Here is an 18,326-nt window from a genome sequence, read left to right as displayed (position 1 = left end):
CCCTTTATTAATACATAAAACGATTGTGAAAACGTAGACGATCAAAAGCTTGAATAGAATCCGTATCAACGCGTTTACCGATGCGGACCATTAAACAGTTGGCAGGATGTGAACAAATTTCAGGATCGTCTGTAGCCATCCATTGTAACCCGCCAGCATTCATCATCTTCTCCATTACTTTTCGGTATTCCCACACATTCAATCCTGTTTGTTTCAAATCCCAGTGCCAATAATATTCAGTCGTCAATATAATGTAATCTTCCATATAATCGTCCATCATAGAAACCTCTAGTAAGTTCTTTCCGACAGAACTCCCGCGGAAGGCTGGGACTACTTCAATTGCCCCAAGCTCAATTAAGTTTTCCATTTTTCCTTCTGACCATCGTTCAAGTGGATCAGGATACAAGTATGTAACATATCCAACAATTGTTTGGTCATGTCTAGCAATAATGAGACGAGCTTCTGGTAATTTAGAAATTTCGACAATTGCTTTATATTGTTGTTCGGCAGGACGAAACGCAATTAAGTCTGGATGAAACTCATACATTTCTAAGTTATGTGTAGAGACAGGACCTTCAATAATTAAAGTGCCTTTCGCTGTTTTTAAGTTTCTAGCATTATATATTTTTTTATGAATCAATGTATTGCTCACCACCTTGAGGGTTTGTGAATCTATTAATATCGTACTTTATAATATATGCGATGTGAATCGAAATTTGTCATTAAAAATTTGTCTAAAAATCAACAAATATACTGAAAATTTTAAATAATGTCATTATAATAGATAATAGAATACATAGGAGGGGGATGTAAAGTATGAAAGTAGAAACGCTTCCTGTCATTAAAGGAGAAAATAATTTGCCGAATTATGATGAGGCATACGCGAATTTTAACTGGGAAGAGGTTAATAAAAACTTTACTTGGAATGAAACAGGCCGAGTAAATATGGCGTATGAGGCAATTGATAAGCATGCGAAATCCGATCGAAAGAATAAAGTAGCTCTTTATTATCAAGATGGATCGCGAAAAGAGAAATATACATTTAAGGAAATGAAGGATTTTTCTAATAAAGCAGGAAACGTCCTTAAGAATTATGGCGATGTAGAAAAAGGCGATCGCGTTTTTATTTTTATGCCACGTTCTCCAGAGTTATATTTCGCACTTTTAGGTGCAGTGAAATTAGGAGCAATTGTTGGACCGCTATTTGAAGCATTTATGGAAGGCGCAGTTCGCGATCGCTTAGAAGATAGCGAAGCAAAGGTGTTAATTACAACGCCTGAATTGTTAGAGCGCGTACCATTAAATGATTTACCGGCTTTAAAAACAGTTTTCCTTGTTGGAGATAATGTAGAAGAAGGCGGTAAAACGGTAGCGTTCAATCCTTTATTTGAACAAGCTTCAAAAGAATTACATATTGAATGGTTAGGCCGTGAAGACGGCTTGATTCTACATTACACGTCTGGTTCTACTGGTAAGCCAAAAGGTGTGCTTCATGCGCAAAACGCAATGGTTCAGCACTATCAAACGGCGAAGTGGGTATTAGATTTAAAAGAAGACGATGTATATTGGTGTACTGCTGACCCGGGCTGGGTAACTGGAACAGCTTACGGTATTTTCGCACCGTGGTTAGTTGGAGCGTCAAACGTTATTTTAGGTGGACGCTTTAGTCCAGAAGCTTGGTATGAAGCACTGCAAGATTACGGTGTGACGGTTTGGTACAGCGCACCAACAGCATTCCGTATGTTAATGGGAGCTGGACAAGACGCAATTAAAAAATATGACTTATCACAAGTTCGTCACGTATTAAGCGTTGGTGAGCCGTTAAATCCAGAAGTAATTCGCTGGGGTATGAACGCATTTGGACTTCGTATTCATGATACGTGGTGGATGACAGAAACAGGTGGACAAGTTATTTGTAACTACCCTTGTATGGAAATCCGTCCAGGTTCAATGGGTAAACCAATTCCAGGTGTGAAAGCAGCGATTGTTGATAATGAAGGAAATGAAGTGCCTCCTTACACAATGGGTAACTTAGCAATTGCGAAAGGTTGGCCATCTATGATGCGCGGGATCTGGAATAACCAGCAAAAATATGAATCTTATTTCATGCCGGGAGATTGGTACGTATCAGGCGACTCTGCCTATATGGATGAAGATGGATACTTCTGGTTCCAAGGACGTATTGACGATGTAATTATGACGTCAGGTGAGCGCGTTGGTCCGTTTGAAGTAGAAAGTAAATTAATCGAGCATGCTGCTGTTGCAGAAGCTGGTGTAATTGGTATTCCTGATCCGGTGCGCGGCGAAATTATTAAAGCATTTATCGCACTTCGAGCAGGATACGAACCATCTGATGAATTAAAAGAAGAAATTCGTCAATTTGTAAAGAAAGGCCTAGCAGCTCATGCAGCGCCACGACAAATTGAATTTAGAGATAAATTACCGAAAACGAGAAGTGGTAAAATTATGCGACGCGTATTAAAAGCGTGGGAGTTAAACTTACCAACAGGTGACTTATCAACGATGGAAGATTAAGAGAGAAAGGTCTGAACGAAAAATGTTCAGGCCTTTCTTTTTTATGATATCATGAACTTATATATATAAGTTAAAGGGGGTAGTATGATGAAAACAGAAAAGGAAAAGATGATACTAGGAGAAATGTACATACCGGCTGATCCAGTTTTAGTACAAGAAAGAGAGCAAGCACGTATATTAACGAGAAAATTAAATGATACGCCAGAAGAGCAATTGAAAGAGCGTAGCGAAATCGTAAAAGAATTATTCGGAACGACAGGAGATAATATTCATCTTGAATCTTCTTTTAGATGTGATTACGGCTATAACATTCATGTCGGTGAAAATTTTTACGCGAACTTTGACTGTACGATTTTAGACGTATGCCCGGTAACAATCGGAGTGAACTGTATGTTAGCTCCAGGTGTTCACATTTATACAGCAACGCACCCACTTGATCCAATTGAGCGTATAAGCGGATCAGAATACGGAAAATCAGTTACAATTGGCGATAACGTATGGATTGGCGGAAGAGCAATTATTAATCCAGGTGTAACAATTGGAGACAATGCGGTGATCGCATCTGGTGCTGTCGTAACGAAAGATGTGCCTAATAATGTAGTAGTTGGCGGGAATCCTGCGAAGATTATAAAAAAACTAAAATAATATTTGAACGAAGTGCCTTCCTCGTCTGTATACATTTATGAAAGAATAGATGAGGGAGGTTTTTATATGTCTAATAAATTACTTCTTACTTTTGCTGTAATTGGAATTATAGTTGTATTTTCTTGTGGTCTTTTCTTACCGATACCAATTGGATATAGAGTATCAATGCTTACAGCTGGAGTTATAATGGGTGTTATGTTTTCAATCATTATTCCATTTGATAGAAAACATATAGTACGGAAAAATGGATATAAAATTGATTTTACAAAAACAAAAGTGTATTTTCGCTGGAATGTATTTGACACTATTTCTGTCTGCCTTGCGTTGTATGCATGCATATGTGTGCAAGCGTTAAATACTTTAGTTACAATGGGATTTACGATTCAAAACCCATATGTGCAATTTTTTACAAATCAATCACAATTGTGGATTTTTATTGCGATTGCATATTTAATTTCCCGTATTTCATTAACGTTAAAAGGAATAAAGGAGATCAAAAATCATGGCGCAGATTGGGATTGAGGAGGAGCTCATGCTTGCGTATCAAAGTGGAGATAAACAAGCGGGAGAAAGACTATATGTTTTAATCAAACCAGCGCTATACACATTTTTATATCGATTTAACCGAGATGAACAATTAAGTATCGATCTTGTGCAAGATACGTTTTTGACGCTAGAGCGTAAGAAACATATGTATGAACTTGAAAAAGGTAAAATAAAAACGTATTTATTTCAAATTGGTTATCGTCTTATGATTAATAAATTAAATAGGAGAAAAAAGTGGCGTACGCTTTTGCCATTTTTAGTGCCGATTCCGGAAAAAGAATTTTCTCACGAAGATCGGCTCACAGTAAGAGAAGCAATTTTGAAAGTTCCAGAAGAGCAAAGAGCGGTCCTAATCCTTTCTTATTATCATGACATGCAGCAAAAAGAAATTGCAGAGATATTAAACATTCCGATTGGAACGGTGAAATCGAGACTTCATAACGGGATAAAGAAATTGAAACAATTGCTGGAGGTGGACGAAATTGAGCGAAAATCCCTTTAAGAGTGAATATAAGTTAAAGCAACATTTAGATAGTGATCATGTAGAAATACCAGACTTTCCAAAAACGGTAAGTCGATTCGATCGATTAATCGGGTTTCTTGGTTCCCCGGCGAAAGATCCTGTGGAGGCGACCATTGGGAATGATTTATCGATTGTGTTTCATGTATCGTTATTAGTTGGGGCTCCAATTCTTTCTCTTATTACAATACTCTTTATGGTGTTGTAAAGGATTGACAAGAAGGGAAACCTGACCTCTATTTGACATGCCTATATAAATGATGGTATAAAGAAAAGTATATGAATAATTGAGCGTGGAAAGGGAGAAGTAGTGATCATTTCCCTGTTTTAGAGAGCTGATGGCCGGTGAAAATCAGCACATAGATGATCGCGAATTACGCCCCTAGAGCATCTTTTTTCGATTGAATTATATTCAAAAGGGAAAAGACGGTGCTAAGCCGTTATGTAAATAAGGTGGTAGGCTTTTTTTGCCTGCAACTAGGGTGGTAACGCGATAATCAAAATCGTCCCTTATTTGAAGGGGCGATTTTTTTATGTTTTTAACCTTCACGCCAGTAATGAACTTAAAGGAGAGTATGTAGGATATGGGTATTTTACAAGATCTTGAATTTCGCGGTCTAATTAATCAGCAAACAGATGCTGAGGGCCTTGAGCAATTATTAGAAAAAGAAAGCGTTAAATTATACTGTGGTTTCGACCCGACAGCGGATAGCTTACACATTGGTCATATGTTACCAGTATTAATGTTACGTCGTTTCCAATTAGCTGGTCACCAACCAATCGCACTTGTTGGCGGTGGTACTGGTATGATCGGTGACCCGAGTGGTAAAAAAGCAGAACGTACATTAAATACGAAAGATACAGTTGCTTACTACACAGAAAGCATTAAAAACCAACTTTCAAACTTCTTAGAGTTTGAAAACGTGGACAACCCAGCAACGATGGCTAACAACTACGACTGGCTTGGTAGCTTAGATGTCATTTCATTCTTACGCGATATCGGTAAAAACTTCGGTTTAAACTATATGTTAGCAAAAGATACAGTAGCATCTCGTTTAGAAACTGGTATTTCATTCACTGAGTTCAGTTACATGATTTTACAATCATACGACTTCTTAAACTTATACCAACAACATAATTGCCGTCTGCAAATCGGTGGTAGTGACCAATGGGGTAACATTACAGCTGGTCTTGAATTAATCCGTAAATCAGAAGAAGATGCGAAAGCATTCGGTTTAACAATTCCACTTGTTACAAAATCTGACGGTACGAAGTTTGGTAAAACAGAAGGCGGCGCAATTTGGTTAGACCCAGAGAAAACAACTCCTTACGAGTTCTACCAATTCTGGATCAACACAGATGACCGCGACGTTGTTAAATACTTAAAATACTTCACATTCTTATCTCACGAAGAAATTCTTGAGCTTGAAAAGCAAGTAGCTGAAGCGCCAGAAAAACGTGCAGCACAAAAAGCATTAGGTTCTGAAATGACAAAACTTGTTCATGGTGAAGAAGCATTAGAGCAAGCGATTAAAATTTCAGCTGCATTATTCAGCGGTTCTGTAGCAGAACTGACTGCAAGCGAAATCGAGCAAGGATTCAAAGACGTACCATCTGTAGAACGTACTGCAGAAGATACAGTATTAATTGACTTACTTGTAGAAAGCAAAATCTCTCCATCAAAACGTCAAGCACGTGAAGATGTAACGAACGGCGCAATCTACGTAAATGGTGAGCGTACACAAGCATTAGACTACGTTGTAACAGAAAACGACCGCATCGAAGGTAAATTCACAATCATTCGCCGCGGTAAAAAGAAATATTTCTTAATTCGTTACTAATAAATAAAAAGCTTTGAGGAATTTCCTCAAAGCTTTTTTGTTTTAATCTCCTTTTCGAGTTCATACGGAAATCACATGTAAGCGGTATGATAAACGTATAACAATTAGAAAGGAGTGGTAAAACGAAATGTCACTAGAAGCGTTGATTATTTTTTCTTTGCTAAACGCGGGTCAACTTGCAGAGAATTCGAAGGTTGATATACATAAAGAGCAGAAAGATGCTTATGTATATGTTCAAAAAGAGGAAAATAAATAACTTTAATATATATAAATAAAAGCTACTCGAAGTAACTGTTTTGGTGTCTTCGGTAGCTTTTTGAATTATGAATAAATAGGAATTAATTCTCGCTTGAAATCTTCGTACATTTCAAAGGCGATTTTCATGATTTCTTTGAGTTCATCGTAACTGTGGAAGCATACTGCCGGCAATCTTTCAGAACCATTGGATAATGCTTTTACAAACATATCCCATGAATTCCTAACTCTAACTTCACCATTATACCTTGCAGACCAAATGAACTCAACAAGCCCATATTTTAAGCTGATATTGAATCTGAAAGTATAGAAATCCTTGTTCTTTACTTCACCAACAATAAAAAGTTTTCTTTTTTCATAAAACGAGCTTTATAGCCAAGAGACTCAAATACTGCAATTACTTTTTCGTTTTCATAGTTTTCAAATGTATTTTCTCTATCAGAAAATTTTTCTGATAAGGCTTTATATCTCTTAATAAAATCAATTTTTGTAAGACTGGCTTGTATTTCAGGTTTTAATGAATACGCCAAAAATTACTCCTCCCTAATTTTTAGTATTAGATCAAATAAAGCAGTATACATTTTAGATACATGAAGAAATCCGTCTTTTGTGAGTCGGATTTTTCTTAGTTTAATTCTATTCAAATATTATAATTGTTAATTGAAATGTAGTTATTTTTAGCAAGATTTTGCAGTTAGCTATTTAAAAGTGTAAGTATATCTCCTTTAAATATAGCAGCTATTTCCGCTTCCTCTAATGAATCTCCCCATCTAAAAACTATATCATCTTTTGGGCAGAGATGAATGGAAAGGTTAAAATAATCTATTTCATCTTTCCATTTGTTATATTCATTAAATGCTTTTTTGAAGATTTTTCTAACATTTTCTTCCGCAATTATATCATTATTTTTACTTGCAATGATTGTAAATCTTTTAGGATTACTAGAAACTATTTCAATGGCATCTGTAAGTTTCTCGAGACAAAACTCTGCAATACTTGAGTAGAAAGTTGTTCCCCCAACTTCCATTTCAACTTCTGGACCCTTATTAAATCCCTCAAGTTTCCATTTGGTTTGAAGAGCTTTCCATACCTTTCGGTATTTTTCAATTTTAGAGTTTTTGTCTTTGATTTCAATAGCTGCAAGCAAGTAGAATTTGTAGACATTAGTCAAATCATGTTTCATAAATACTTGCTTGATTTCAGTGCCGCATACTTCTTTGAATTGATTTTTTTCATCTGAGCTAAATAACATGGAGCCATTAACACTGAATAAACTTAAATTTGGTAAATTACCGACTCTTTTGATTGCTTCATCCTTACTAAACCATTTGTAGTAGGAGAATGCATCTTCTTCTACTTCATTCCAACACTTCATTTTACCACCTCAATTTTAATAGTCATAATGATTCCCATGTACATCATTGAAATGTGATCCTCAATTTTGAGATGGATCATCTGGATAAGTATGACCGCCTGAATGCTCTCTTATAATCTTACCATCTTTGAAATGATAGTCTCTTCCGGGGATAGGATTCCCTCTTTTATCTACAGCTGGTGTAACCTTAGTTGGCTGTTCATTAACAGGAATACCGCTTGCTCTCTTAGCTTCGTTGAAAGCTCCACCTATCTTAGCTCCTTTAGGAGTAAAATTTGGCGGTCTTTGTCCTTTTTCTGCTTTTATATAGTCTTTGTAGTTAGGTTTTACTGTCTGCGTAACTCTTTCGCCAGACTTACCAAAAGAAGACTGAAACCTTTGCAAAGTATCGATACTATTTTGAACGGTATTATACCATACAAATGTACCATGTGTAGCAACACCTGCTCCAGCGGTTGTAAGAGCTAAATCAGCTGGGATAACAATTGGTGATGCTGCCCCGAAAGTTACTCCTTCTAACAATACGGTGCCAACATTTGATCCTGTTACAATAGCTATACCGCCCAAAATTTCAAAAATAGATCCTACCCCTGATACAAAATTACCCACAAGATTTCCGGCTTGAAAGGTTGTTTTGGTTTCTAATTCATTGCCCATTGGTAATTCCACACCTGTAAAGTTTTCAGCAGCTGAATTACAAATTCCTTGGAAGAGTTCCCAAGCGCCAATAGCTGTTTTTTGGTACCACGGTCTATTAGCTTCTTGTTCCTGCAAAGCCATTTTTTCTTCAATTTCTTTTTTTATTTCGGCTTCTTGGACTCTTTCCTCTGCAATTTTTTGAATAGAGGTTATCCATTCCATATTCAACCCTTGTGTACTAAATGTACCACTGACGGGACTAAAACCTTTTCCGCTTTGTACTTCAGCTAAACCTGTCGTGATACTAGCTGCTAGTTGAAGGGCCGTGCTGTAGTTGTTACTGGATGTATAATCGAATATATGTAAACGCTCTAGTTTTTCATTAAGCTTTTTTCTCATCGCAATTAAAACAGCCACAATTGAGTCTACTCCAGGCAGTGGTGTAAGTGTCTCTATTGCTTCTATACTTGCAATGGTTTGATTAATTTCTTGAATTTGTTCTAATATCTCCTGTTCGATAACATCTGTAGAAGCTACCTGTGATTGAAAGTCTCTTGGAAAAGCAACATTATAAAAGCCACAACTCATATGAGTGTGACTTAAATGTTTTTATTCAGCCTCAGCCTCGAAGCGTAAAGTGATAAAACTCAAATGAAACCATAAGATATCTAGCAGGATTTATTTTCCTAGATTTGAAATTGTTATATCAATTTTGTTTCTTTTTGCAGTGTTTAAAGCGTTGCTTAGTAAATCTAAAAAAGTTGTACCTGTTGGAGTAGCATGATAATTGGCTAAACTAGTTATTTTATTAGGGATTTTATTTCCCCAAGGTGGCTGTTTTTCCATGTGCTCAATATCCCAAATGACTTCTGCAGGAGGTAATTCACTTAAAATTTTTCTTATCTCTTCTACATTTTGAAGTGCTTCTTCTGTGTCCTCCCAACGTAACTTGTCGAAATATAAATTCTTCATTAATAGTGGGTACTTAGTGCCCCAACCTTCAGACTCTGTATGATATGACATGGTTGAAAAAAAGCTATGTAAAAAATCAGGGTGTCCTGTTTCATAGAAAAATATATCTACTTTAAATCCTACTGCCATTAATATCAATCCTCTCGCTTAAATATTACCTCGGGTGTTTCTTTAGACTTTTCTCTTATTTTTCTTACGATATCAAATAAGGCCTCTTCAGGAACAGTTTGTCCTCGTATATCAATGATGACAGTTTGCTTTGTACCTATAGGTAAATTATCAACCCTATCATTAACTTGTTTAACAATAACTCTAACTAGGTTACTTCTTTTTGATGAAGTAGACAAGTCATAATTTTTCACTTCCAAGCTGTGACCCTTTGTGTAAAAATCAGGTCTTGTACTACCTTTTGTAACTTTTGAAACTTCTTCTCTGTCTTTAAAAGCAACTTGGTCGTCATAGTTAGGATACTCCTTACCTACGTCAAGTTCTGATTGTCTCCAAGATGGTCTAGCAAACATAAGATAACCGCTTAAATAATTAACCCAATTTCCTGATGGTGGAAGTGTGCTTACTATTGCTTCACCAGTGAGACCAACACCTGCAAAAGCAGGTTGTAAACGTGGTGGAAAAGCTGCAGTTACTTTGTACATGTTTGCTCCTCTAGCAAGTTTAGAAGCCTTATCAAGACCTTTCCCACCAAGTAACCCTAGACCGACTGATGTTACTAAATAAGAACCCCAGCGGAATCCACTTTCAACATCGCCATGCCAAACGTCATTCATAAAAGAATCTGAGAAAGCGTTCCACATAGCAGGAAGAGTCTCATCATAATTGACAACAGCATCCCACATGTCTGACCATGTTTCGCCGTCACCTAACGCTTTAAATCCTTCCCAAGCATCTCCAACACCTTTTCCTGCACCATCATAAAGACCATCCCAAGCTTTCTCTAAATCAGATTTTGGTTTACCACACATTGCACCTTCTTCGATTGAATTATCAGCCTGACGATTCCTATCTTCTGCAATCGCTTGAATTGAAGTCGCCCACTCCATATTTAATCCTTGTGTACTAAATGTACCACTTGCTGGACTAAAACCTTTCCCACTTTGAACTTCAGCAAGCCCCGTCGCAATGCTAGCGGCTAATTGAATTGCTGTATTATAGTTATTACTAGATGTTTGGTTGAACTGATACAAATGATCTAACTTTTCTTGAAGTTTGCGCCTCATGGCAATGGAAAGATTTACCATAGCGTCCATGCCCGAAATTGGCATAGTTTGATGGAGGGCTTCTGTACTTGCTATCATTCGGTCAATTTCTCGAATTTGTTCTAATATTTCTTGTTCAATAACATCTGTTGAAGCTACCTGTGATTGAAATTGACTTGGAAAGGCATCGTTCTGACGAATTAATTCCTCACATAAGTAAATGATTCCTTGTGCCAAAGGACGAAAAGTTTCTGCAAAGAATGCTTTTGCGCTATCGTAAGTTTGCCCTTGTAGAACAGTATCACTGGTAAAAGCATCAATCGACTGAATAGCTTGTTCCATACCTTGAATAGTAGCGGTACAGAAAGCATTCATACTTTGTGTTTGAGCCTGTACTTCCCCTAAATACATATTTAAACTCAAAAATCTCCCTCCTTTAATAAGTAAATTATACCGATTTAAGGAGATAACTGTAAATATTACATTGTAATGAGTTTATTAGAGGTATTAATATACCTCTAAGCGAACTTATCCATATTCCAACTGAAAGAATGATTTTTTATTATGAATAAACAATAACGATAATAATTGGAGGGATTATGATGCCTTACATTAATACACCTGTTGGAAAAAGAGAAGTATCACAAAGAATTTACGATTTGCTTGATAAATATGGAACACCATGTGAAAGTAGTGAACCGTGCCCGAGTAGATACATAAAAGATGGATATGAATACCATTGGTTTGTGGGGGAAGATGGGAAACTTAGAACAACAATAGAAAAAGTTGGAAGTATAAAAACTAAAAAGAAAAAATGAGGCACGCCTTTACTATGACATCACGAAAAAGGTTGTGAACATTATTCATACCCTTTTTTATATTCATTTATAAAATATTTGAAGGTATTTTTTATATTAAATCAAACTTATCCATATTCAAAATTAAAAGGGTGATTCGATGATAATTAGAGAAGGTATTGAAGTAACTAAAATTACCTTAGATGGTTATGAATTACCGATTCCAGAAGGGTATTCTGAATTTCTGCTTCGTGCTGGATACTGGCGAGTTGGTGAGAAAGTAGAAAAAATAAATCGTGAGGAAATTCTAGCGGATTATGACAGAAAAGTTGTTCTGGAAGATGGTAAGTTGTGTACGATATTCACTTACAAAGGGGATAAAAAGAAAAGAGGTAAAAAGTTATGAATGAAAGGAAGAATCTTATAGAAAGAAAAGAACGAACTATTTTAGATAATCCACCTAGTGAAGAAACAGCGTTAAAAATGGCAGAGTTTTTTATGAAAACATCGGTTCCACGTATATTAGCTGCTCGTAAGGGTGAAGAGGAAGCTAAAAAAAATGTGAAGTAATGTGATAAAAGGGGTTTACTATATAGTGATAACCTTATGTGGTAATATGTATTTACTACATAAGGAGGGGAAAAATGGATTGGATTAAATTTGGTACGCTGGTTATATCTTTTTTTACTTTATTATTGTCAATTTATAGTGCTAGAACCTTAAATCAAAACAAAGAGAAAGACCGTAAGGTGACTGTATCATTGCCTGAGAAAAGAAGGATGCAAAAGGATTTAATGGATCATATTACAAAAGTTCTTGATTTAGGTAGAAAGTGTTTTGAAGAAACAGATGAAAATGAGAAGAAAAAGATTAAATTTGAATTGTTAAATCATAAAGTGTACATATGGATTAACTTAAATGAAGAGAATAGTTTTGCAAAAGAATTAAGGAGCCATAGTACGGAATATATTTTTTGGTGTGCTTCTTTCTTAGATTCACCTAATGAAAAAGAAAAATTCAACTTCCGGACTGACTCTTATAAAAATCAGCGTTCTATAATGTGAGTAATTGAAAAGTATTATAAAGAAGAGAGTAGGTTAATAGATGATGAATTAATGTAGTCACATTCAAAGGAGTGTGGCTTTTTATTATATCTTGGATATATATTCCTATTGAAATATATAGGGGAAATAGCATTTGCCCACGCTTATTTTATCCAAAAAGTCCCCCAAAAACCTCCCCAAAATGATTAATTTTATTTAAGGTATTTTACAAACCATAAGAACAGCAAAAAACCCTAGAAAAGGCGTTATAATAACGTTTCTAGGGTTTTTAATACTAGTATCTACAAAGCGATTTAATTAACGAGAGTAGAACTCTACGATTAATGCTTCGTTGATTTCAGCTGGTAACTCAGAACGCTCAGCGTGACGAGTGTAAGTAGCTTCTAATTTGTCAGCATCGAAAGTTAAGTATTCTGGTACGAAGTTGTTAACTTCGATCGCTTCTTTAACAACAACAAGGCTGTTAGATTTTTCGCGAACGCTGATAGTTTGACCAGGTTTTACACGGTAAGATGGGATATCTACGCGAGCGCCATCAACCATGATGTGACCGTGGTTTACTAATTGGCGAGCTGCACGACGAGTGCGAGCTAAGCCCATACGGTAAACTAAGTTGTCAAGACGAGCTTCAAGAAGGATCATGAAGTTTTCGCCGTGCTTACCAGGCATTTTACCTGCTTGGTCAAATGTGCGACGGAATTGACGCTCAGTCATGCCGTACATGTGACGAAGTTTTTGTTTCTCTTGTAATTGTAAACCGTATTCTGAAAGTTTCTTACGTTGGTTAGGACCGTGAGGACCTGGTGCGTAAGGGCGTTTTTCTAATTCTTTTCCTGTGCCGCTTAGAGAGATTCCAAGACGACGAGACAGTTTCCAAGCTGGACCTGTATAACGAGCCATAGTTGACTCCTCCTTTAAAAATGTTTTTATTTACGTAAAATAAAAACAGACGTAATCGATATTTACGGGCATTTTGTTTTCATGTACCTTCGCTCCAGCAGCAGGGAGTTACGAGATACACCTCCGTAGAGGAACAAAATACAAACGATAAACTCACATTACAAGGCTGCCTTTTTATTTTACACAAACGCTATTATATCTTTTACCCAGAGTTTCGTCAAGCGAGTACGTTTTTGTTTTATGCATAAAAATTTTGGGAATTAATATAAGAAGGAATTTAAAACAATATAGAAGAAGAGATAGAAACACAAATAAAACGCTTACATAAAATGAAGGAAAACGTTCATCAAATTTTTATGGATGAATATGCGGCAATAAAAACATAAGGGGGATGTTTTTATGAAAAAGAAGCATATGGAGACAGCGTTAATTCACCACGGTTATACACCTGAGGAACATAAAGGAAGTTTAACACCACCTTTATTTCAAACTTCTACATTTACATTTGAGACTGCGCAGCAAGGAGAGGCGAGTTTTGCGGGAGTGGATCCATCTTATATTTACTCACGGCTTGGAAATCCAACTGTGAAATTATTTGAAGAACGTATGGCGTTGTTAGAAGGAGGAGAAGAAGCACTTGCCTTCGGATCTGGTATGGCAGCTATTTCAGCAACGTTAATCGGTTTTCTAAAAGCTGGAGATCATATTATTTGTTCAAATGGATTATATGGATGCACGTACGGTTTTTTAGAAGTGTTAGAAGAAAAATTTATGATTACGCATTCGTTTTGTGATATGGAGACAGAGGTTGATATTGAAAATAAAATTCGCCCAAATACAAAGCTTATTTTCGTTGAAACACCGATTAATCCGACAATGAAATTAATTGATTTAAAACAAGTGATTCGGGTTGCAAAGCGAAATGGCTTACTTGTTATTGTTGATAATACATTTTGTTCACCTTATTTACAAAGACCGCTTGAGCTTGGCTGTGACGCTGTTGTGCATAGTGCGACAAAATATATTGGTGGTCACGGTGACGTTGTAGCGGGCGTAACAATTTGTAAAACGAAAGCATTAGCTGAAAAGATTCGCCCGATGCGAAAGGATATCGGCGGTATTATGGCACCGTTTGATGCGTGGTTATTATTACGCGGGTTAAAGACGTTAGCAGTAAGAATGGATCGTCATTGTGATAATGCAGAAAAAATTGTATCGTTCCTAAGAAAACATGATGCGGTAGAAGGTGTTTGGTATCCAGAAGGGGAGTTAGCATCTCGTCAAATGAAACGCGGGGGCGGTGTTATTTCTTTTTCAGTAAAAGGCGGAAAAGAAGAGACGCAAGCGTTTATTAATGATCTTCACTTTATTACAATTGCGGTGAGTTTAGGAGATACAGAAACGTTAATTCAGCATCCAGCAACGATGACGCACGCTGCGATTCCAGCTGAACTAAGAAAAGAAATGGGCATTTTCGATAATTTAATACGCTTATCAGTCGGTTTAGAATCGTGGGAGGATATCGTTTCTGATTTAGAGCAGGCATTAAAGAAAATATCTACTGTTAATCAATAAAAAAGAGTGAGTTATCGGTTTTGTACAGGACGTACTAAATCGATAACTCGCTCTTTTCTTTTTACATATGTTTTAGGAGTGTTTCCACAAACTTTTCTAAATAGCGCTGATCTACTTCATCGAAACGATTCTTTTCAGGACTATCAATGTCAAGTACACCAATGACAGCTCCTTCTTTCACAATCGGTACAACGATTTCTGAATTAGAAGCACTATCGCAAGCGATGTGACCTGGGAATTGGTGAACGTCTGCTACAAGCTGTGTTGTTTTCGTTTCAGCTGCTACGCCGCAAACGCCTCGTCCAAATGGAATGCGCACGCAAGCAGGCATTCCTTGGAACGGTCCAAGAACAAGCTGAGTTCCTTCTGTTACGTAAAAGCCAACCCAATTAACGCGATCTAAAAATTGGTTTAATAATGCGGACGCATTTGATAAGTTTGCGACTACGTTTGATTCGCCAGTTAATAACGCATCCAGTTGTTTAATTACTGTCTCATATTGCTGCACGCGAGATCCTGCATAACTTTCTTTAGTAAACATGGAAACAGCTCCTTTTTTATCGAGATGTGTAAAATATTAGCAAAATACGATGTATTTCACATGACTTTGTCGATAGAAAATTAAAGGAATTTGTCTTAAAAGTCAAGAAATTTAAACTATAGCTGTTCAGTGAAGGGAAGTGAGCGCATGAAGCAGACGAAACAAAAAGTAATTGATGCGGCAATATCGTTGTTTAATACGAAAGGTTATGATGGAACGTCAGTGCGAGACATTGCAAAGCGAGCGGATGTGAATGTAGCGAATATTTCATATTATTTTGCTGGGAAGCAAGGTTTATTAGAACAGCTTATTACTGATTTTTTAGAAGGATATATTCATGTGATTGAAATGTCGTTTGAACAGAGAGAGTATTTGTCGGCTAAAGATGTAATGGTGCAAATGGTGCGTGGGATTTTACGATATCAATTTGAAAATAGAGAACTAACACGTTTCTTCTACCGAGAGCTTTCGCTTGATACGACATTAATTCGTGAAGTGATGACCGTTTATTTTTCTAAAGAAAGATATTATATAGAACAAATGATTAGACAAGGACAAATGAAACAAGAATTTCAGAAAGTATCATTTACAATGTTTATGACGCAATTAAAAGGTATGATAAGTATGCCGTTTTTATATCCACAATATATATCAGAAGTACTCCATTCTTTCCCGTCTGAGACATTTTTCATAGAAATGTATACGAAAGAGATTGAGCAATGGATGGAACAAGCATTATGTAAAGCGAATATGTACCATGAATGGCCAAGAGCTGTTCATATGTGAAGAATCCCCACCTAACGAACTGAGGTGGGGATTTTTATGTTTACTTTTCTTTGCCATAAATTGTTACATAATAGCGCGATAATTGTTAATGCAGCTCCAGCGATTTCAATTTTATCCACTGTATAACCTCGAAAGATAGAACCAATCAGTGCAAGGATAGGAACTAAATTCATAAATAATATGCCGTTAATAGATGAAATATAGCGATTTCCCATATTCCAGCAAAATACAGCGATAACGCCTGCGATAATCGACATATAAAAGAGCTCAAAACGAACGCTCACAACTGTACGCAGTGACGGTATAGTAACTATATTTGTGTACGTTAAGAAAGTAACAATAACGATGAGTGAAATGGAGCCAAATAAACAAGTTAATGTCGTGTACCTAAGTGGTGACCAAGATTGAAAACGAGCACCCCCGTTTGTATAAATGACCCAGCAAGTAACGCCGCATAGCATCAATATATTTGTTGATAAGTGGCTTGCAGCTCCAAATAGTAATTCAATATTTCCTTTTGAAATGACAAGCATAACACCAAGTAATGCAACAAACATACAAAGGAATGTATAGTTTTGTGGGCGGCGATTTTTCGTTATCCATTGCAGTGATAAGGCAATCAGTGGCATAAGGGATTGAATCATAGCTGCATGGATTGCTCCGGAAGGTCCGGCAAGTTGTTGTCCGTAGAAAACGAGAAAACCATACCCCGCGAAACCGACTGTCCCGTAAAAGAATAGAGAAAGTGTTCTTTTTTCTAAGCGGAGTGAAGTCTTTCCTTCAGTAATTAATAGCAAAATAAGAAAAATAATAGCTGCTGATCCATAGCGAAGCGTTGTGAAGAAGAATGGATCGATAAATTGCAGAGCATTTGCCATTACAGGAAACATAAATCCCCAGGCAGTGACGGCGAGTAAGCATAGAAAGGATCCGAGTAGCATTTGTTTTTTGTTCAAGAGTATCTTTCCCCTTTACATTTCGTTATAGTAAGTTGATGAAATAAGTATAAAGAGTAATTGTTTATAGGAGGAAATATCGATTTCTTATAACGGTTATAACTTTTTGTTAGAGGTGTGTACGATGGATTTGGAGGCAGTACGATCGTTTATTGAAGTGAAGCATACGCGAAGTTTATCAAAGGCAAGTAAGATTTTACATATATCTCAACCAGCGCTTAGTAAACAAATTCAAAAGTTAGAAGCGGATTTAGAGGTTACTTTACTTAAACGTTCTGCGCAAGGAGTAGAGTTAACGGAGGCAGGAGAGTTATTTATAAAAAGAATGTTACCAATTTTGGAGCAAATAAATGAAGTGAAAACAGAAATGAGGGGGTATCAAGAGAACCGGAAGTTTTCAATTGGTATACTACCGAGTTTAGCGGAGCATTACATATCAGAATGTAAAGATATATTAGGTGATGAGTTCGAAGTGGAATGGCAAATCGGACATACGGAAGTATTAAGAGAGTTATTTAAAGCGCGGGAGATTGACGCGATGTTCATCGATTCAGTAGTAGAAGGTGCTACGTATATAAAAGAAGTGCAACAAGAGAAAATTGTTTGTGCTATTTCAAATAATCATCCGTACAAAGAGAAGATAGTCATTCAAATAGAAGAGCTGCACAATGAAAAATTAATTGTATATCCAGAAATATGTGATGTAAGGAAAATGATTATGAACATGTTTCATGAAATAGGTGTAAAACCAACTATAGCTGTGGAAACATCTTACGCAGAACCGATGCTTGCAATGGTAAAAGCTGGCCTTGGTATCACGTTACTTCCAGAAAGGGCAGTAGAGCAGTCTGTAAGGCAAGGAAATGTACATGTAATTTCTGTTGAACCACCACTCATGCGGAAAATTTATTTCGTATCCCATACGAAAGATTGTTTGTTATTACAATCATTTGAGGATAGGTAGTGACGTAGGCGGAATATTGAGAAAGATTACAATCACATTGAAAGGAACATGAAATTTTTAAAAAAACTAGGTCAAAAACAAACCATTACATGGTATGATTAGTACATTGTTAGTTGTTAAATATAGGGGAATTCCCTTTTTATACATAATGCCTTCCATTTCATAAACGGAACGGACAAAAAAAGAGATATAACTAGGAGG

General features: G+C 36.5%; 21 protein-coding genes, 2 pseudogenes and 1 other annotated feature. Of the genes and pseudogenes, 14 read left to right on the top strand and 9 right to left on the bottom strand.

What is annotated here, in order from left to right:
* Nucleotides 1-7 precede the first annotated feature (7 nt).
* A complete protein-coding gene (acuA, locus tag NST27_RS22865; protein WP_000581388.1) occupies nucleotides 8-640 on the bottom strand; it encodes an acetoin utilization protein acetyltransferase AcuA in 633 nt (210 codons plus the stop codon).
* 176 nt (nucleotides 641-816) lie between these two features.
* On the opposite strand from acuA, the gene acsA reads away from it, so the two are divergent.
* The 7 genes from acsA to NST27_RS22830 all read left to right on the top strand — a co-directional run bounded on the left by acsA (nucleotide 817) and on the right by NST27_RS22830 (nucleotide 6,343).
* Entirely contained in the window at nucleotides 817-2,535 is a 1,719-nt protein-coding gene (gene acsA, locus NST27_RS22860; RefSeq protein ID WP_000862049.1) for an acetate--CoA ligase, read from the top strand.
* 84 nt (nucleotides 2,536-2,619) lie between these two features.
* A complete protein-coding gene (locus tag NST27_RS22855) occupies nucleotides 2,620-3,180 on the top strand; it encodes a maltose acetyltransferase domain-containing protein (RefSeq protein ID WP_002005819.1) in 561 nt (186 codons plus the stop codon).
* Between the two features lie 66 nt (nucleotides 3,181-3,246).
* Entirely contained in the window at nucleotides 3,247-3,702 is a 456-nt protein-coding gene (locus NST27_RS22850) for a hypothetical protein (RefSeq protein ID WP_000066458.1), read from the top strand.
* On the top strand, nucleotides 3,683-4,228 hold the full coding sequence (locus NST27_RS22845) for an RNA polymerase sigma factor (RefSeq protein WP_000057201.1): 546 nt from the start codon (nucleotides 3,683-3,685) through the stop codon (nucleotides 4,226-4,228). Before NST27_RS22850 ends, NST27_RS22845 begins: the two co-directional genes overlap by 20 nt.
* Nucleotides 4,209-4,454, top strand: a complete 246-nt coding sequence (locus NST27_RS22840; RefSeq protein ID WP_047386978.1) for a hypothetical protein — start codon at nucleotides 4,209-4,211, stop codon at nucleotides 4,452-4,454. Before NST27_RS22845 ends, NST27_RS22840 begins: the two co-directional genes overlap by 20 nt.
* A gap of 77 nt (nucleotides 4,455-4,531) precedes the next feature.
* Nucleotides 4,532-4,760 (top strand) — a binding site (T-box leader).
* A 70-nt stretch (nucleotides 4,761-4,830) separates the two neighbouring features.
* A complete protein-coding gene (tyrS, locus tag NST27_RS22835) occupies nucleotides 4,831-6,087 on the top strand; it encodes a tyrosine--tRNA ligase (protein WP_000512092.1) in 1,257 nt (418 codons plus the stop codon).
* 127 nt (nucleotides 6,088-6,214) lie between these two features.
* The gene (locus tag NST27_RS22830) at nucleotides 6,215-6,343 is read left to right on the top strand and encodes a hypothetical protein (protein ID WP_000050940.1); all 129 of its coding nucleotides are present in this window, start codon (nucleotides 6,215-6,217) and stop codon (nucleotides 6,341-6,343) included.
* A gap of 65 nt (nucleotides 6,344-6,408) precedes the next feature.
* Here NST27_RS22830 and NST27_RS22825 read toward each other — a convergent pair.
* The 5 genes and pseudogenes from NST27_RS22825 to NST27_RS22805 form a co-directional block, all read right to left on the bottom strand.
* A pseudogene (locus tag NST27_RS22825) lies at nucleotides 6,409-6,872 on the bottom strand (hypothetical protein).
* Nucleotides 6,873-7,036: 164 nt separating this feature from the next.
* Entirely contained in the window at nucleotides 7,037-7,717 is a 681-nt protein-coding gene (locus NST27_RS22820; RefSeq protein ID WP_047386973.1) for a hypothetical protein, read from the bottom strand.
* 60 nt (nucleotides 7,718-7,777) lie between these two features.
* A pseudogene (locus tag NST27_RS22815) lies at nucleotides 7,778-8,926 on the bottom strand (HNH/endonuclease VII fold putative polymorphic toxin); the annotation flags it as partial.
* Nucleotides 8,927-9,034: 108 nt separating this feature from the next.
* Nucleotides 9,035-9,457 (bottom strand): immunity 70 family protein, encoded by a 423-nt coding sequence (locus NST27_RS22810; RefSeq protein ID WP_000268162.1) that lies wholly within the window; start codon nucleotides 9,455-9,457, stop codon nucleotides 9,035-9,037.
* A 5-nt stretch (nucleotides 9,458-9,462) separates the two neighbouring features.
* A complete protein-coding gene (locus tag NST27_RS22805; RefSeq protein WP_047386966.1) occupies nucleotides 9,463-10,965 on the bottom strand; it encodes a T7SS effector LXG polymorphic toxin in 1,503 nt (500 codons plus the stop codon).
* Nucleotides 10,966-11,144: 179 nt separating this feature from the next.
* Between NST27_RS22805 and NST27_RS22800 the strand changes: the two genes are divergently transcribed.
* From NST27_RS22800 to NST27_RS22785, 4 genes are all read left to right on the top strand, one after another.
* Nucleotides 11,145-11,360 (top strand): hypothetical protein, encoded by a 216-nt coding sequence (locus tag NST27_RS22800; protein WP_001146351.1) that lies wholly within the window; start codon nucleotides 11,145-11,147, stop codon nucleotides 11,358-11,360.
* 139 nt (nucleotides 11,361-11,499) lie between these two features.
* On the top strand, nucleotides 11,500-11,745 hold the full coding sequence (locus tag NST27_RS22795) for a hypothetical protein (RefSeq protein WP_000586754.1): 246 nt from the start codon (nucleotides 11,500-11,502) through the stop codon (nucleotides 11,743-11,745).
* Nucleotides 11,742-11,909, top strand: a complete 168-nt coding sequence (locus NST27_RS22790; protein ID WP_001005733.1) for a hypothetical protein — start codon at nucleotides 11,742-11,744, stop codon at nucleotides 11,907-11,909. Before NST27_RS22795 ends, NST27_RS22790 begins: the two co-directional genes overlap by 4 nt.
* Nucleotides 11,910-11,983: 74 nt before the next feature.
* Complete coding sequence (locus NST27_RS22785; protein ID WP_000383806.1) at nucleotides 11,984-12,403, top strand: hypothetical protein; 420 nt, start codon at nucleotides 11,984-11,986, stop codon at nucleotides 12,401-12,403.
* A gap of 297 nt (nucleotides 12,404-12,700) precedes the next feature.
* On the opposite strand, the gene rpsD is transcribed toward NST27_RS22785, so the two are convergent.
* Entirely contained in the window at nucleotides 12,701-13,303 is a 603-nt protein-coding gene (gene rpsD, locus NST27_RS22780) for a 30S ribosomal protein S4 (protein WP_000135317.1), read from the bottom strand.
* A 399-nt stretch (nucleotides 13,304-13,702) separates the two neighbouring features.
* Between rpsD and megL the strand changes: the two genes are divergently transcribed.
* Nucleotides 13,703-14,878 (top strand): methionine gamma-lyase, encoded by a 1,176-nt coding sequence (gene megL, locus NST27_RS22775; RefSeq protein ID WP_000726564.1) that lies wholly within the window; start codon nucleotides 13,703-13,705, stop codon nucleotides 14,876-14,878.
* Between the two features lie 61 nt (nucleotides 14,879-14,939).
* On the opposite strand, the gene NST27_RS22770 is transcribed toward megL, so the two are convergent.
* Entirely contained in the window at nucleotides 14,940-15,419 is a 480-nt protein-coding gene (locus NST27_RS22770) for a GAF domain-containing protein (RefSeq protein WP_000494342.1), read from the bottom strand.
* Between the two features lie 147 nt (nucleotides 15,420-15,566).
* On the opposite strand from NST27_RS22770, the gene refZ reads away from it, so the two are divergent.
* Entirely contained in the window at nucleotides 15,567-16,205 is a 639-nt protein-coding gene (gene refZ / locus NST27_RS22765) for a forespore capture DNA-binding protein RefZ (RefSeq protein WP_000814923.1), read from the top strand.
* An 11-nt stretch (nucleotides 16,206-16,216) separates the two neighbouring features.
* Here the strand turns inward: refZ and NST27_RS22760 are convergent, their stop codons facing one another.
* Complete coding sequence (locus NST27_RS22760; RefSeq protein WP_001986680.1) at nucleotides 16,217-17,161, bottom strand: DMT family transporter; 945 nt, start codon at nucleotides 17,159-17,161, stop codon at nucleotides 16,217-16,219.
* Nucleotides 17,162-17,285: 124 nt separating this feature from the next.
* Here NST27_RS22760 and NST27_RS22755 point away from each other — a divergent pair, with 124 nt between their 5' ends.
* Nucleotides 17,286-18,125, top strand: a complete 840-nt coding sequence (locus tag NST27_RS22755) for a LysR family transcriptional regulator (protein WP_000362531.1) — start codon at nucleotides 17,286-17,288, stop codon at nucleotides 18,123-18,125.
* Nucleotides 18,126-18,326: the final 201 nt, after the last annotated feature.

This window comes from Bacillus sp. FSL W8-0770 (assembly GCF_038008705.1).
GTDB classification, from domain to species: domain Bacteria; phylum Bacillota; class Bacilli; order Bacillales; family Bacillaceae_G; genus Bacillus_A; species Bacillus_A cereus.
The sequence above is the reverse complement of the archived record's forward strand: the minus strand, read 5'-3'. Positions and strand labels throughout refer to the sequence as shown.

Coding starts and splice junctions, on each gene's coding strand:
- NST27_RS22790 (WP_001005733.1), top strand. CDS start 11,742: ATGAATGAAAGGAAGAATCTTATAGAAAGAAAAGAACGAACTATTTTA.
- NST27_RS22830 (WP_000050940.1), top strand. CDS start 6,215: ATGTCACTAGAAGCGTTGATTATTTTTTCTTTGCTAAACGCGGGTCAA.
- refZ (WP_000814923.1), top strand. CDS start 15,567: ATGAAGCAGACGAAACAAAAAGTAATTGATGCGGCAATATCGTTGTTT.
- NST27_RS22800 (WP_001146351.1), top strand. CDS start 11,145: ATGCCTTACATTAATACACCTGTTGGAAAAAGAGAAGTATCACAAAGA.
- NST27_RS22855 (WP_002005819.1), top strand. CDS start 2,620: ATGATGAAAACAGAAAAGGAAAAGATGATACTAGGAGAAATGTACATA.
- tyrS (WP_000512092.1), top strand. CDS start 4,831: ATGGGTATTTTACAAGATCTTGAATTTCGCGGTCTAATTAATCAGCAA.
- NST27_RS22770 (WP_000494342.1), bottom strand. CDS start 15,419: ATGTTTACTAAAGAAAGTTATGCAGGATCTCGCGTGCAGCAATATGAG.
- rpsD (WP_000135317.1), bottom strand. CDS start 13,303: ATGGCTCGTTATACAGGTCCAGCTTGGAAACTGTCTCGTCGTCTTGGA.
- NST27_RS22850 (WP_000066458.1), top strand. CDS start 3,247: ATGTCTAATAAATTACTTCTTACTTTTGCTGTAATTGGAATTATAGTT.
- acsA (WP_000862049.1), top strand. CDS start 817: ATGAAAGTAGAAACGCTTCCTGTCATTAAAGGAGAAAATAATTTGCCG.
- megL (WP_000726564.1), top strand. CDS start 13,703: ATGAAAAAGAAGCATATGGAGACAGCGTTAATTCACCACGGTTATACA.
- NST27_RS22795 (WP_000586754.1), top strand. CDS start 11,500: ATGATAATTAGAGAAGGTATTGAAGTAACTAAAATTACCTTAGATGGT.
- NST27_RS22845 (WP_000057201.1), top strand. CDS start 3,683: ATGGCGCAGATTGGGATTGAGGAGGAGCTCATGCTTGCGTATCAAAGT.
- NST27_RS22820 (WP_047386973.1), bottom strand. CDS start 7,717: ATGAAGTGTTGGAATGAAGTAGAAGAAGATGCATTCTCCTACTACAAA.
- NST27_RS22810 (WP_000268162.1), bottom strand. CDS start 9,457: ATGGCAGTAGGATTTAAAGTAGATATATTTTTCTATGAAACAGGACAC.
- NST27_RS22755 (WP_000362531.1), top strand. CDS start 17,286: ATGGATTTGGAGGCAGTACGATCGTTTATTGAAGTGAAGCATACGCGA.
- NST27_RS22785 (WP_000383806.1), top strand. CDS start 11,984: ATGGATTGGATTAAATTTGGTACGCTGGTTATATCTTTTTTTACTTTA.